This window comes from Isoptericola sp. NPDC056578 (assembly GCF_042793275.1).
Lineage (GTDB): Bacteria > Actinomycetota > Actinomycetes > Actinomycetales > Cellulomonadaceae > Isoptericola.
Window position 1 is genome coordinate 1 of record NZ_JBHTVC010000029.1, and the last position, 13,164, is coordinate 13,164.

General features: G+C 73.0%; 13 protein-coding genes. 12 read left to right on the forward strand and 1 reads right to left on the reverse strand.

All coding sequences use genetic code 11. The features are described 5' to 3' along the window. Positions 1-38 precede the first annotated feature (38 nt). Positions 39-254 (reverse strand): YtxH domain-containing protein, encoded by a 216-nt coding sequence (locus ACFQ80_RS12785; RefSeq protein ID WP_430563912.1) that lies wholly within the window; start codon positions 252-254, stop codon positions 39-41. Positions 255-559: 305 nt separating this feature from the next. Between ACFQ80_RS12785 and ACFQ80_RS12790 the strand changes: the two genes are divergently transcribed. The 12 genes from ACFQ80_RS12790 (at position 560) to nuoK (ending at position 13,161) form a co-directional block, all read left to right on the forward strand. Then, complete coding sequence (locus tag ACFQ80_RS12790; RefSeq protein ID WP_430563913.1) at positions 560-1,873, forward strand: geranylgeranyl reductase family protein; 1,314 nt, start codon at positions 560-562, stop codon at positions 1,871-1,873. A 76-nt stretch (positions 1,874-1,949) separates the two neighbouring features. Next, complete coding sequence (locus ACFQ80_RS12795) at positions 1,950-2,312, forward strand: NADH-quinone oxidoreductase subunit A (protein ID WP_429735904.1); 363 nt, start codon at positions 1,950-1,952, stop codon at positions 2,310-2,312. A 107-nt stretch (positions 2,313-2,419) separates the two neighbouring features. Next, the gene (locus tag ACFQ80_RS12800; RefSeq protein ID WP_430563914.1) at positions 2,420-2,971 is read left to right on the forward strand and encodes a NuoB/complex I 20 kDa subunit family protein; all 552 of its coding nucleotides are present in this window, start codon (positions 2,420-2,422) and stop codon (positions 2,969-2,971) included. Beyond that, the gene (locus tag ACFQ80_RS12805; protein WP_430550578.1) at positions 2,968-3,696 is read left to right on the forward strand and encodes an NADH-quinone oxidoreductase subunit C; all 729 of its coding nucleotides are present in this window, start codon (positions 2,968-2,970) and stop codon (positions 3,694-3,696) included. The genes ACFQ80_RS12800 and ACFQ80_RS12805 overlap by 4 nt, the downstream gene beginning before the upstream one ends. Further along, positions 3,693-5,039 carry an NADH-quinone oxidoreductase subunit D gene (locus ACFQ80_RS12810; RefSeq protein WP_430550577.1) on the forward strand — a complete coding sequence of 449 codons (1,347 nt, stop codon included), beginning with the start codon at positions 3,693-3,695 and terminating at the stop codon, positions 5,037-5,039. Before ACFQ80_RS12805 ends, ACFQ80_RS12810 begins: the two co-directional genes overlap by 4 nt. Beyond that, positions 5,036-5,872 carry an NADH-quinone oxidoreductase subunit NuoE gene (gene nuoE, locus ACFQ80_RS12815; RefSeq protein WP_430563915.1) on the forward strand — a complete coding sequence of 279 codons (837 nt, stop codon included), beginning with the start codon at positions 5,036-5,038 and terminating at the stop codon, positions 5,870-5,872. Before ACFQ80_RS12810 ends, nuoE begins: the two co-directional genes overlap by 4 nt. Next, on the forward strand, positions 5,865-7,199 hold the full coding sequence (gene nuoF, locus ACFQ80_RS12820) for an NADH-quinone oxidoreductase subunit NuoF (RefSeq protein ID WP_430550575.1): 1,335 nt from the start codon (positions 5,865-5,867) through the stop codon (positions 7,197-7,199). Before nuoE ends, nuoF begins: the two co-directional genes overlap by 8 nt. After that, on the forward strand, positions 7,199-9,856 hold the full coding sequence (locus ACFQ80_RS12825) for an NADH-quinone oxidoreductase subunit G (RefSeq protein ID WP_430563916.1): 2,658 nt from the start codon (positions 7,199-7,201) through the stop codon (positions 9,854-9,856). Before nuoF ends, ACFQ80_RS12825 begins: the two co-directional genes overlap by 1 nt. Continuing rightward, positions 9,853-11,211: an NADH-quinone oxidoreductase subunit NuoH gene (nuoH, locus tag ACFQ80_RS12830; RefSeq protein ID WP_430563917.1), complete on the forward strand. Its 1,359-nt coding sequence runs from the start codon at positions 9,853-9,855 to the stop codon at positions 11,209-11,211. The genes ACFQ80_RS12825 and nuoH overlap by 4 nt, the downstream gene beginning before the upstream one ends. Continuing rightward, positions 11,208-11,987, forward strand: coding sequence for an NADH-quinone oxidoreductase subunit NuoI (gene nuoI / locus ACFQ80_RS12835; RefSeq protein ID WP_430550572.1), 780 nt, complete (start codon positions 11,208-11,210; stop codon positions 11,985-11,987). Before nuoH ends, nuoI begins: the two co-directional genes overlap by 4 nt. Positions 11,988-12,034: 47 nt before the next feature. Continuing rightward, a complete protein-coding gene (locus ACFQ80_RS12840) occupies positions 12,035-12,862 on the forward strand; it encodes an NADH-quinone oxidoreductase subunit J (RefSeq protein ID WP_430550770.1) in 828 nt (275 codons plus the stop codon). After that, on the forward strand, positions 12,862-13,161 hold the full coding sequence (gene nuoK / locus ACFQ80_RS12845; protein WP_430550571.1) for an NADH-quinone oxidoreductase subunit NuoK: 300 nt from the start codon (positions 12,862-12,864) through the stop codon (positions 13,159-13,161). Before ACFQ80_RS12840 ends, nuoK begins: the two co-directional genes overlap by 1 nt. The last annotated feature ends 3 nt before the right edge of the window (positions 13,162-13,164 follow it).

The window sequence follows — 13,164 nt, forward strand, 5'->3', positions numbered from 1 at the left end:
GTGCCGAGCTGATCCACCCGCTGCCGAACAGATCGTGGTCAGCTGCCTGCCGTGCGGTCCTTGAGCCCGCTGCCCTGCTCCTTGGCGAACTCGGTGACGCTGCTCGTGACGTCCGAGACCTTGGCCTGCACGCGCGGGTCGTTCCAGGTCTCCGTCGCCCAGTCCTTGGCCTTGTCCAGCTGCTGCCGGCCCCTCTCGGTGCCGAGCAGGTAGCCGAGCGCTGCGCCGACGACGAATGCCGGTCCTGCCTTCATGTGTCGCGCCTCCTCGTAGGTCGTGCCGATGGTGGTTGCTGGCGGTCGTGGTCGTGGGTCGTGCGCACGACCGTAGGCACGCCTGCCGTCGTACGCACCCCGCGACATGCCGACCGCGGCACCCTGCCGGACCTGCGGGGACGCGGGCCGGTGCGCCTGCGGCGCGCCGCCCGGGCGCAAGGAAGGTTTACCTTCCTACACAGCGCCGCCCGATCGTGACTAGAGTGCTCGCAAGAGTTGTGATCAGGTTCACAAGTCCGCCCCGGCACCGTCGCCGGGGCGCTTCGAGGGATCGAGGTGAGCACGTGCGGTCAGGTCGCGTCGACGACGCCGACGTCATCGTCGTGGGCGCCGGCCCGGCCGGTTCGTCCACGGCCCACTGGTGCGCCGCCGCGGGCCTCGACGTGCTCCTGCTCGACAAGGCCTCCTTCCCCCGCGACAAGGTGTGCGGCGACGGGCTGACTCCCCGTGCCGTCGGCGAGCTGGCCCGCATGGGGCTCGGCACCCGCGAGGACGACGGCTGGATCCGCAACGAGGGGCTGCGCGTGGTCGCGGGCGCCCGGTCGTGGGAGCTGCCCTGGCCCGACCTCGACTCGTACCCCGGCTACGGCATGGCCCGCGCGCGGACGTCGCTCGACCACCGGCTCGCGCAGCACGCGCAGGCGAGCGGCGCCAAGCTGCTCGAGCGCACCAAGGTGACCGGCCCCGTCCTCGACGAGCGCGACGGTCGCGTCGTGGGCGTGCGGGCGCAGGCCCTCGACGGCCGCGGTCGCGCCGACGGCGCCGAGACGACCTACCGGGCGCCCGTCGTGGTCGCCGCCGACGGCGTCTCCTCCCGCTTCGCCACCGGCCTCGGCATCGCCCGCCGCGACGACCGACCGCTCGGCACGGCGGTGCGCACGTACTTCCGCACCGAGGGCACGTCGCGGCACGAGGACGCGTGGATGGAGTCGCACCTCGAGCTGTGGGACGGCGCCCCGGGGGCGTCGAACCTGCTGCCGGGCTACGGCTGGATCTTCGCGCTGGGCGACGGCACCGCGAACGTCGGTCTCGGCTCGGTGAGCTCCACGCCCGCCCGCCAGTCCGCCCACGGGCACGACTACAAGGGCCTGATGCAGGCCTGGATGCGCAACGCCCCCGCGGAGTGGGGGTTCACCCCCGAGAACCAGGTGGGGCCGATCCGCGGGGCCGCGCTGCCGATGGGCTTCAACCGCACGCCCCTGTACCGCGACGGCGCGGTGCTCGTGGGCGACGCGGCCGGCATGGTCAGCCCGTTCAACGGCGAGGGCATCGCCTACGCCCTGCAGGCGGGCCGCGTCGCGGCCGACGCGATCGCCCAGGCGCGCACCCGCACCACGGACGACGCGCGCGAGCGGACGCTCGCCTCCTACGGGGACCGCATGCGGGCCGACCTGGGCGGCTACTACACGCTGGGCCGCTGGTTCGTGCGGCTCATCGAGCACCCGCAGATCATGCGGATCTGCGTGCGGTACGGGCTGCCGCGGCCGGTGGTCATGCGGTTCGTGCTCAAGCTGCTGTCCGACTGCTACGAGCCGCGCGGCGGTGACTGGGTGGACCGGGTCATCGCGGGGCTCACGAGGGTGGTCCCGGCGGCATGAGCGCACACGAGCACAAGGGAGTGGTCGAGATGCACGAGGTCGACGAGCGCGCGGCCGTGCGGACGGGGGTCCTGCGATGACGAACCCGTACGTGCCGGTCCTCATGCTCATGGGCGTAGCCCTGGTGCTCGCCGTGGGCGGCGTGGCGGCGAGCGCCGTCATCGGGCCCAAGCGCTACAACCGGGCCAAGCTCGACGCGTACGAGTGCGGCATCGAGCCGACGCCGCACGCGGTCGGCGGTGGGCGGCTGCCGGTCAAGTACTACCTGGTGGCGATGACGTTCATCGTCTTCGACATCGAGGTCGTCTTCCTCTACCCGTGGGCGGTGGACTTCGCCGTGCTGGCCGGCTTCGGCCTCGTCGCGATGCTCACGTTCCTCGCCCTCATCACCGTCCCCTTCGTCTACGAGTGGCGGCGCGGGGGCCTCACCTGGGTCTAGGCCCGCACGCACGACCAGCACGATCAGCACCACCCAGCACGACACGGCACAACGGACGGCATCGGCGCCGAGGATCCTCACGCCGATGTTCACGAAGGGGAGGGGTCATGGGCCTGGAAGAGGCTCCGTCGGGCTTCCTGCTGACGACGATCGAGGACCTGGCGGGCTACCTGCGCAAGGCGTCCGTCTGGCCGGTGACGTTCGGGCTGGCGTGCTGCGCCATCGAGATGATGGCGGCCGGCGCGTCGCGGTTCGACCTGTCGCGGTTCGGCATGGAGGTCTTCCGGGCCTCGCCGCGTCAGGCGGACCTCATGATCGTGGCGGGCCGGGTGAGCCAGAAGATGGCGCCCGTCGTGCGGCAGGTCTACGACCAGATGAGCGAGCCCAAGTGGGTGCTGTCGATGGGCGTGTGCGCGTCCAGCGGCGGCATGTTCAACAACTACGCGATCGTGCAGGGCGTCGACCACATCGTGCCGGTCGACGTCTACCTGCCCGGCTGCCCGCCGCGCCCGGAGATGCTCATCAACGCGATCCTCGCGCTGCACCAGCACATCCAGGACTCGCCGCTGGGCGTGAACCGCAGCGAGGCGGCCGCGGCCGCCGAGGCGGCGGCGCTCGAGGCCACCCCGACGTTCGAGCTCAAGGGGCTGCTGCGATGACCGGCGAGCTCGTCCCCGAGGGCGCCCCGGACGCCCGCCGGCCGGAGGTCGTCGAGGTGCGGCACGGCATGTTCGGCGTCCGCGGCTCCGGCGACACCTCCGGGTACGGCGGCCTGGTGCAGCCGGTCGCGATGCCCGCCGCCGCCACGAGGCCGTACGGCGGCTGGTTCGACGAGGCCGTGGACGTGCTGGCCGAGGTGCTCGGCGAGGCGGGGGTCGCGTTCGACGACGCGGTGGAGCGCGTGGCCGTCGACCCGCACACCGACCCGCCGAGCCCCCACGCCGAGCTCACGCTGCACGTGGCGCGCGAGCACCTGCTGGCCGTCTGCCGGGCGCTGCGCGACGACCAGGACCTGCGGTTCGAGCTCAGCCTCGGGGTCTCGGGCGTGCACTACCCCGACGACGCCGGGCGCGAGCTGCACGCCGTCTACCACCTCACCTCGGTGACGCACGGCCGCCGCGTGCGGCTCGAGGTGTCGGTGCCCGACGCCGACCCGCACGTCCCGTCCACCACGTCGCTGTACCCCACCAACGACTGGCACGAGCGCGAGACCTGGGACTTCTTCGGGATCGTCTTCGACGACCACCCCGGACTGGCGCGCATCGAGATGCCCGACGACTGGCCGGGCCACCCGCAGCGCAAGGACTACCCGCTCGGCGGCATCCCCGTGGAGTACAAGGGCGCCACGGTGCCGCCGCCGGACACGAGGAGGTCTTACTCGTGAGCACTGGAACCTTCAGCGCCACCCGCCCGCCCACCGCCGACGAGTTCGACCCGGGGATCCCCGGGTTCGAGGCGTCGGGGGGCGACTGGGACGAGATCGCCCGCGAGGCCGTGGGCGAGGAGCGCATCGTCGTCAACATGGGCCCCCAGCACCCGTCGACGCACGGGGTGCTGCGCCTCATGCTGGAGATCGACGGGGAGACGGTCACCGAGGCCCGCTGCGGCATCGGCTACCTGCACACCGGCATCGAGAAGAACATGGAGTTCCGCACCTGGACGCAGGGCACCACGTTCTGCACCCGGATGGACTACCTGGCGCCGCTCTTCCAGGAGACGGCGTACTGCCTCGCCACCGAGAAGCTGCTCGGCATCACCGACGACGTGCCGGAGCGGGCGTCGATCATCCGCGTGCTGATGATGGAGCTCAACCGGGTGGCGTCCCACCTCGTCTGCCTGGGCACGGGCGGCAACGAGATGGGCGCGACGACGGTCATGACGATCGGCTTCACCGCCCGTGAGGAGATCCTGCGGCTGTTCGAGGCGGTCACCGGGCTGCGGATGAACCACGCGTACGTGCGGCCGGGCGGCGTCGCGCAGGACGTGCCGGACGGCTTCGAGGACCAGGTGCGGGCGGCGCTGCCGAAGATCCGCCACTACCTCGGCCAGCTCGGCGACCTCATGCTCGCCAACCCGATCTTCAAGGCGCGCCTCACCGACGTCGGCGTCCTCAACCTCGCCGGCTGCATGGCGCTGGGCGTCACCGGCCCGGTGCTGCGCTCCACGGGGCTGCCGTACGACGTGCGCAAGGCCTTCCCGTACTGCGGGTACGAGACGTACGACTTCGACGTGCCGACCTCGACCGACGCGGACTGCTACTCCCGCGTGGTGCTGCGGATCGAGGAGTGCTACCAGTCGCTGCGCATCGTGGAGCAGGCGCTCACCCGGCTCGAGGCGACCTCGGGGGCGCCGGTCATGGTGGCGGACAAGAAGATCGCGTGGCCGGCGCAGCTCGCGGTCGGCGGCGACGGTCAGGGCAACTCGCTCGACCACATCCGCCAGATCATGGGTACCTCGATGGAGGCCCTGATCCACCACTTCAAGCTCGTCACGGAGGGCTTCCGGGTGCCGGCCGGGCAGGTGTGGCAGACCGTCGAGCACCCGCGCGGCGAGCTGGGCGTGCACGCGGTGTCCGACGGCGGCACCAAGCCGTACCGGGCGCACTTCCGCGACCCGTCGTTCAACAACCTCCAGGCCGTGTCGGTGATGTGCGAGGGCGGCCAGGTGGCCGACGTCGTCGTGGCCGTCGCGTCCCTGGACCCCGTGCTGGGAGGGGTCGACCGATGACGGCAGAACCCACGAGCGCCCGTTCGGCCACGCGGTACGACGCCGACACGCTCGCGTCGCTGGCGGCCGACGCCGCCGCGATCAAGGCGCGCTACCCCGACCCGCGCTCCGGCCTGCTGCCGATGCTGCACCTGGTGCAGTCGGTGGACGGGTACGTGAGCCGCGACGGCATCCTGTTCTGCGCCGAGCAGCTCGGGATGACGCCCGCCGAGGTGAGCGCCGTCGCGACCTTCTACACCCAGTACAAGCGGCACCCCAACGGCACCTACACGGTGGGCGTGTGCACGAACACGCTGTGCGCGGTGATGGGCGGCGACGCGATCTTCGACGAGCTGAGCGAGCACCTCGGCGTCGGGCACGACGAGACCACCGACGACGGCGCGATCACGCTCGAGCGTGTCGAGTGCAACGCCGCCTGCGACTACGCGCCGGTCGTGATGGTCAACTGGGAGTTCTTCGACAACCAGACGCCGGAGTCCGCCACGGACCTCGCCGACCGCCTGCGGGCGGGCGAGCAGGTGGCGCCCACGCGCGGCGCGTCCTCGGTGTGCGGCTTCAAGCAGATGAGCCGCGTGCTCGCGGGGTTCACCGACGGCCGCGCGGACGAGGGCGTGGGCGCGGGGGAGCCGACGCTCGCCGGGCTGCGGCTGGCGCGCGCCTCGGCCGCCGTCGACGGCGGGGAGCCGTCCGGCGGGCCCGCCGCGTCGCCCGAGGGCTCGTCCGCCGCGTCGTCCGCCGAGGTGCCGCCGGAGACCGGGACGGCGCAGTCCAGCGCGGAGCGCAAGCCCACGACCGAGGACGATGTCGAGCCGAAGGGTGGCAGCGATGACTGACCTCATGCCGGTGCTCACGGACACGTGGGACGCCGACCGGTCGTGGAAGCTCGCGTCGTACGAGGCCGCCGGCGGGTACGCGGGGCTGCGCAAGGCCCTGGCGACGGAGCCCGCCGACCTCGTGCAGACGGTCAAGGACTCGGGCCTGCGCGGCCGCGGCGGCGCCGGCTTCCCGACCGGCATGAAGTGGGGCTTCCTGCCCCCGCCGGACGGCGGCCCGCGCTACCTCGTGGTCAACGCGGACGAGTCCGAGCCGGGCACGTGCAAGGACATCCCCCTGATGCTGGCGAGCCCCCAGCACCTGGTGGAGGGCATCGCGATCACGAGCTACGCGATCGGCTGCCACCACGCGTTCGTGTACGTGCGCGGGGAGGTGCTGCACGTGTACCGGCGGCTGCTGGCCGCGGTGCAGGAGGCGTACGACGCCGGGTACCTCGGCAAGGACGTGCTCGGCTCCGGCTTCGACCTGGACGTCACCGTGCACGCGGGCGCCGGCGCCTACATCTGCGGCGAGGAGACGGCGCTGCTCGACTCGCTCGAGGGCAAGCGCGGCCAGCCGCGGCTCAAGCCGCCGTTCCCCGCGGTCGCGGGCCTGTACGCGCGGCCCACGGTGGTGAACAACGTCGAGTCCATCGCGTCGGTGCCCGGCATCGTGGCGCGCGGCGCGGACTGGTTCGCCGGCATGGGCACCGAGAAGTCGCAGGGGCACGGCCTGTTCTCCCTGTCCGGGCACGTGACCCGGCCGGGCCAGTACGAGGCGCCGCTCGGCATCACGCTGCGCGAGCTGCTCGACCTCGCCGGCGGGATGCGGGCGGGGCACGAGCTGAAGTTCTGGACTCCGGGCGGGTCGTCGACGCCGCTGTTCACCGCCGACCACCTCGACACCCCGCTCGACTACGAGTCGGTGGGCGCGGCGGGCTCGATGCTCGGCACCCGCGCGCTCCAGCTCTTCGACGACACGACGTGCGTGGTCCGCGCGGTCAGCCGGTGGACCGACTTCTACGCGCACGAGTCGTGCGGCAAGTGCACGCCGTGCCGCGAGGGCACCTACTGGCTCAAGCAGGTGCTGCACCGCATCGAGGCGGGGCAGGGCGAGGAGCGCGACGTCGACCTGCTGCTCGACCTGTGCGACAACATCCTCGGCCGCGCGTTCTGCGCGCTCGGCGACGGCGCGACGTCGCCGGTGACGTCGAGCATCCAGCTCTTCCGCGACGAGTACGAGGCGCACCTCACCGGCCGCGGGTGCCCCTTCGACCCGAGCGCCAGCGCGCTGTTCCCGTACACCCCCAAGCAGACGCCGGCGCTCGCCGGGGCGGGAGGTCACTGATGACGGCGACCACGGACAAGTCGACGGCGGCCGCGCCTCCGGTGGAGACGGTCACGCTCACCATCGACGAGGTCGAGGTGACCGTGCCGAAGGGCACGCTGATCATCCGCGCGGCCGAGCAGGTGGGCATCCAGATCCCGCGGTTCTGCGACCACCCGCTGCTCGAGCCCGCCGGCGCGTGCCGGCAGTGCCTGGTCGAGGTCGCGATGCCCGACCGCGAGGGCAACGTGCGGCCCATGCCGAAGCCGCAGGCCTCGTGCACGATGACGGTCACGCCCGGCATGGTCGTCAAGACCCAGCGCACGTCGCCGGTCGCGGACAAGGCGCAGCACGGTGTCATGGAGCTGCTGCTCATGAACCACCCGCTGGACTGCCCGGTGTGCGACAAGGGCGGCGAGTGCCCCCTGCAGAACCAGGCGATGACCAACGGGCGCGCGGAGACGCGGTTCGAGGACGTCAAGCGGACCTTCCCCAAGCCCATCGCGGTGTCCACCGAGATCCTGCTGGACCGGGAGCGCTGCGTGCTGTGCCAGCGCTGCACCCGGTTCAGCGACGAGATCGCGGGCGACGCGTTCATCGCGCTGCAGGAGCGCGGCGCGCACCAGCAGATCGGCCGGTTCGACGAGACGGTGCTGGACTTCACGCCCCCGCCCGGCGAGCCCGCCGAGGCGACGTTCGGGTCCGCCGCGGCCACGGCCGGCGGGCAGCCCTTCGCGTCGTACTTCTCCGGCAACACCGTGCAGATCTGCCCGGTGGGCGCGCTCACGGGCGCGGCCTACCGGTTCCGGTCCCGGCCCTTCGACCTGGTGTCGACGCCGGGGATCTCCGAGCACGACTCGTGCGGCTCGGCGATCCGCGTCGACCACCGGCGCGGCGTGGTGCTGCGCCGGCTGTCGGGGGAGGACCCGGCGGTCAACGAGGAGTGGATCACCGACAAGGACCGCTTCGCGTTCACGTGGCAGGCGGCGCCCGACCGGCTCACGGTCCCGCTGGTGCGGGACCGGGTGCTCGGCCAGGACGGCGCCGTCGTGTCCCGCGGCGAGCTGCGCCCCGCGTCGTGGGTCGAGGCGCTCGAGCTGGCGGCCGAGGGCCTGGCCGCGGCCCGCGCGGCCGGCGGGGTCGGGGTGCTGCCCGGCGGCCGGCTGACCGTCGAGGACGCGTTCGCCTGGTCGCGCTTCGCGCGCACCGTGCTCGGCACCGACGACGTCGACCAGCGGGCCCGCGTGGGCTCGGCGGAGGAGACGGCGTTCCTGGGCCACGCGGTGGCGGGCACCGGCATCGGCGTGACGTTCGGCGACGTCGAGGCCGCACCGGCCGTGCTGCTGGCCGGCCTGGAGGCCGAGGAGGAGGCGGGCGTCACCTTCCTGCGGCTGCGCAAGGGGGTGCGCAAGCACGGCACGACGGTGTGGTCGATCGCCCCGTTCGCGAGCCGCGGCCTCGCCCGGCTGGAGGGCGAGCTGCTGCCCGCCGCCCCCGGCACCGAGGCGGAGTGGCTGGGCATCCTCGCCACCCGGGCGGGCGGCGGTCTGGTGCCCGCGGACTCGGACGCGGGCACGCTGGGCGCCGTCGCCGACGGCCTCGCGACGCCCGGCGCGCTGATCCTCGTGGGCGAGCGGCTCGCGTCGGCGCCCGGCGCCTACGGGGCGGTCCTGCGGCTCGCGGAGGTCACCGGCGCCCGTGTCGCCTGGGTCCCGCGCCGCGCGGGGGAGCGCGGCGGCCTCGAGGCGGGCCTCCTGCCGGGGCTGCTGCCCGGCGGACGCCCGCTGACCGACGCCGCGGCCCGTGCCGAGGTGGCCGCGGCCTGGGGCGTCGACGCCGACGCGCTGCCGTCCGCCCCGGGGCGCGACGTCGCGGAGATCCTCGACGCCCTCTCGGTCGGCCAGCTCGGCGGCGCCCTCGTCGGTGGCGTCGAGCTCGCCGACCTGCCCGACCCGGCGCACGCCCGGCGGGCGCTCGGCGCGGCGGGCTTCGTGGTCTCGCTCGAGGTCCGGAGGACCGAAGCAGTCGAGCTCGCTGACGTCGTGCTTCCTGTTGCTCCTCCCGTCGAGAGGGCGGGGTCGTACTGGAACTGGGAGGGCCGCGTCCGCGCGTTCGGCCAGGCGCTGGAGTCCGCCGCGCTGCCCGACCACCGGGTGCTCGACGCGTTGGCCGCGCAGGCGGGCGTCGCGCTCGGCGCGGCGACGCCGCTCGACGCGCACCGGGCGATCGCGGCCCTGCCCGCGTGGGGCGGCACCCGTGTGCCGGCCCCGCAGGCCGAGCCGGTCGAGCCGCCCGTGGTGCCGGCCGGGTCCGCCGTGCTGGCGAGCTGGCACCTGCTGCTCGACGACGGGGCCCTGCAGGACGGCGAGCAGTTCCTCGCCGGCACGGCCAAGCGGCCCGTCGCGCGGATGTCGGCGGCCACGGCGGCCGCCGTCGACGTGTACGACGGCGACCGGGTGACCGTGGCCACCGACCGCGGGACGGTGACGGTGCCGGTCGCGATCACGGAGATGGTCGACCACGTCGTGTGGCTGCCGCTCGCGTCGCGCGGGTGCCGGGTGCACGACACGCTCGGCGCCGCGCCGGGCGACCTGGTGCGCATCGGACCGCCGGAGGCGGTCGCCGCCGGCGGGGTCCCAGGCTCGACCGACGAGAAGGCACAGGGAGGGGCCGCATGATCCCCGGGGTCGCGTCCGACTTCAGCAACGACTGGCTGTGGGTGTCGCTGATCAAGGCGGTGCTCATCGTCGTCTTCCTCCTGACCAGCGTGCTCTTCGCCATCTGGTTCGAGCGCAAGGTCGTGGCGCGCATGCAGGTGCGCCCCGGCCCCAACTGGCACGGCCCGTTCGGCCTGCTGCAGTCGCTCGCGGACGCGATGAAGCTGCTGCTCAAGGAGGACGTGAACGTCACCCGGGCGGACCGGATCGTGTACCTGCTGGCACCGATGATCTCGGTGTTCTGCGCGCTGCTGGTGTTCGCGGTCATCCCGTTCGGGCCCGAGGTGACGATCCCGTTCACCGACTACACGACGCCGGCCCAGCTGACCGACTTCCCGGTGGCGGTCCTGTACGTGCTGGCCTGCGCGTCGATGGGCGTCTACGGCATCGTGCTGGGCGGCTGGTCGTCGGGCTCCACCTACCCGCTCCTCGGGTCCGTGCGGTCCACGGCCCAGGTGATCTCGTACGAGCTCGCCATGGGGCTCTCGCTGGTCAGCGTGTTCATCATGGCCGGCTCGATGTCGACCTCGCAGATCGTGGCGTCGCAGACCAGCATCTGGTGGTTCCTGCCGCTGCTGCCCGCGTTCGTCGTCTACGTCATCTCGATGATCGGCGAGACCAACCGGCTCCCGTTCGACCTGCCGGAGGCCGAGGGCGAGCTCGTCTCCGGCTACATGACCGAGTACAGCTCGATGAAGTTCGCCTGGTTCTTCCTGGCGGAGTACATCAACATGCTCAACGTCTCCGCCGTCGCCACCACCCTGTTCCTCGGCGGCTGGCGGGCGCCGTGGCCGCTGTCGGCGATCAACGACGGGATGTTCAACACCGGCTGGTGGCCGGTGCTGTGGTTCCTGGTCAAGCTCTGGCTGGTCATGTTCGTGTTCGTCTGGGTGCGCGGCACGCTGCTCCGCCTCCGCTACGACCAGTTCATGTCGTTCGGCTGGAAGGTGCTCATCCCGGTCGCGCTGGTGTGGGTCGTGGTGCTGAGCGTGTTCCAGTACCTCGGCCTCGCGGGCGTCACCCGCACCCAGCTCATCACCGGCGTCGCGGTCGCGGCGGTGGTCGTCATCGGCCTCCTGTGGCTCTGGCCCGACCGGAAGGCGAAGGCCGCCGACGGCGCCGGTCTACCGGGCGGCTCTCGCCGTCCGGCCGGGGACTTCGACGCCTTCGCCGACGGCTTCCCCGTGCCGCCGCTCCCGGGCCAGGCCCTGCCGCCGTCGCCCCGCGCGCGCCGGCACGTGATGCAGGCCGCCGACGTCCCGGGCGCGTCCGCCGTCCCCGACCCCGCCGTCGACCGATCCGAGGAGACGCGATGACCGACAAGCCGTACGAGCCGCTGCGCCCGTCCAAGGGGCCGCTCGGGGAGCTGTTCGCCCCGGTGGCCGGGTTCGGCGTGACGTTCTCGTCGATGTTCCGGCCCACGGTGACGGAGCAGTACCCCCGCAAGAAGACGGCGCCGCAGCGCCGGTACCACGGCCGTCACCAGCTCAACCGCTACGCCGACGGCCTGGAGAAGTGCATCGGCTGCGAGCTGTGCGCGTGGGCGTGCCCGGCGGACGCGATCTACGTGGAGGGGGCGGACAACGCCGAGCTGCCCGACGGCGCGCACCTGTCGCCCGGTGAGCGCTACGGCCGCGTCTACCAGATCAACTACCTGCGCTGCATCTTCTGCGGGCTGTGCATCGAGGCGTGCCCCACGCGGGCGCTCACGATGACCAACGACTACGAGCTCGCGGGCCCCGACCGCGCCGGGATGATCTACGAGAAGCAGGATCTCCTCGCCCCGCTCGCCGAGGGGATGCTCGCCGCGCCGCACCCGATGGTCGAGGGGACGACGGACACCGAGTACTACCGCGGCGAGGTCACCGCGCCGACGGCGCAGCAGGTCGACTGGGTGCGCGAGCACCGGCCCGACGACCCGACCCTGGACGCCGCCGCCCGCGTGGTGCACGGGGACGCGCCGCCCCCGACCCCACGTCGGCACCGGCTGCGCGGCAGCGCCACCAAGGCCGCCGTCGCGACCCGGCAGGCCGCCGAGGGCGGTCATGTCGCGACGCTGCCCACCCCCGACCTCACGGACGGCCGGCCGTGACCGCGTCGGGCGCGGAGGCCGCGCTGTTCTGGGTGCTCGCCCCGCTCATGGTGCTCGCCGCGCTCGGGCTGCTGTTCGCCCGCAAGGCCGTGCACGCCGCGGTGTGCGTGATGTTCGTGATGGTCGGGCTGGCCATCTTCTACGTGGCGCAGGAGGCGCCGTTCCTCGGCGTCGTGCAGGTGGTCGTCTACACCGGCGCCGTGATGATGCTCTTCCTGTTCGTGCTCATGCTGGTGGGCGTCGACTCCGCGGACTCGCTGACCGAGACCATCAAGGGCCAGCGCGGGCTGGGCGTGCTGCTCGGCCTCGGGCTGGTCGTCGTGCTGCTCGGCGTGGTCGCGCAGGCGACGTTCCCGCCCGCCGTCGGGCTGGCTGCGAGCGAGGAGCTCACCAACCCGGTGGCACTGGCCCGGGTGCTGCTGGGCGACTACGTCCTCGCGATGGAGGTGGTCGGCGTCCTGCTGGTCACCGCCGCGCTGGCCGGCCTGGTGCTCACGCACCGCCGCCGGCTCAGCGTGCGGCCCACGCAGCGCGTCCTCGCGCAAGCACGCGTCGCCGCCCTGCCGCACGGCAGCACGCTCACGCCGCTGCCCGCGCCCGGCGTCTACGCGCAGAACAACGCCATGGACACGCCGGCGCTCGGACCCGACGGCGAGCCGCTGCCGCACTCCGTGCCGCGCGTGCTGCGCATCCGCGGGCAGGAGCGGTCGGCGACGGCGGTCCTTGCCGAGGAGGAGACGCTCGTGGCGCGCGACGACCTGCGCCTCCTCGGCGTCGGCCCCGCGGCGGACACGACGGTCGAGCAGACCGGCGACCCGGTCGCGACGGGCGCGACCGACGAGGGCTCCGGCGACGACGACGGGGAGGTGCGCTGATGGAGATCACGAACTACCTGGGGCTGGCCGCGATCCTGTTCGCGATCGGTGCGACGACGGTGCTGCTGCGGCGCAACGCCATCGTGGTGTTCATGGGCGTGGAGCTCATGCTCAACGCCACCAACCTCGCGTTCGTGACGTTCGCGCGCATCCACGGCGACGTGACGGGCCAGGTGCTCGCGTTCTTCGTCATGGTGGTCGCCGCGGCCGAGGTCGTGGTGGGCCTCGCGATCATCATCACGATCTTCCGTTCCCGTAGGTCGGCCTCGGTCGACGACGTCAACCTGCTGCACAGCTGAGAG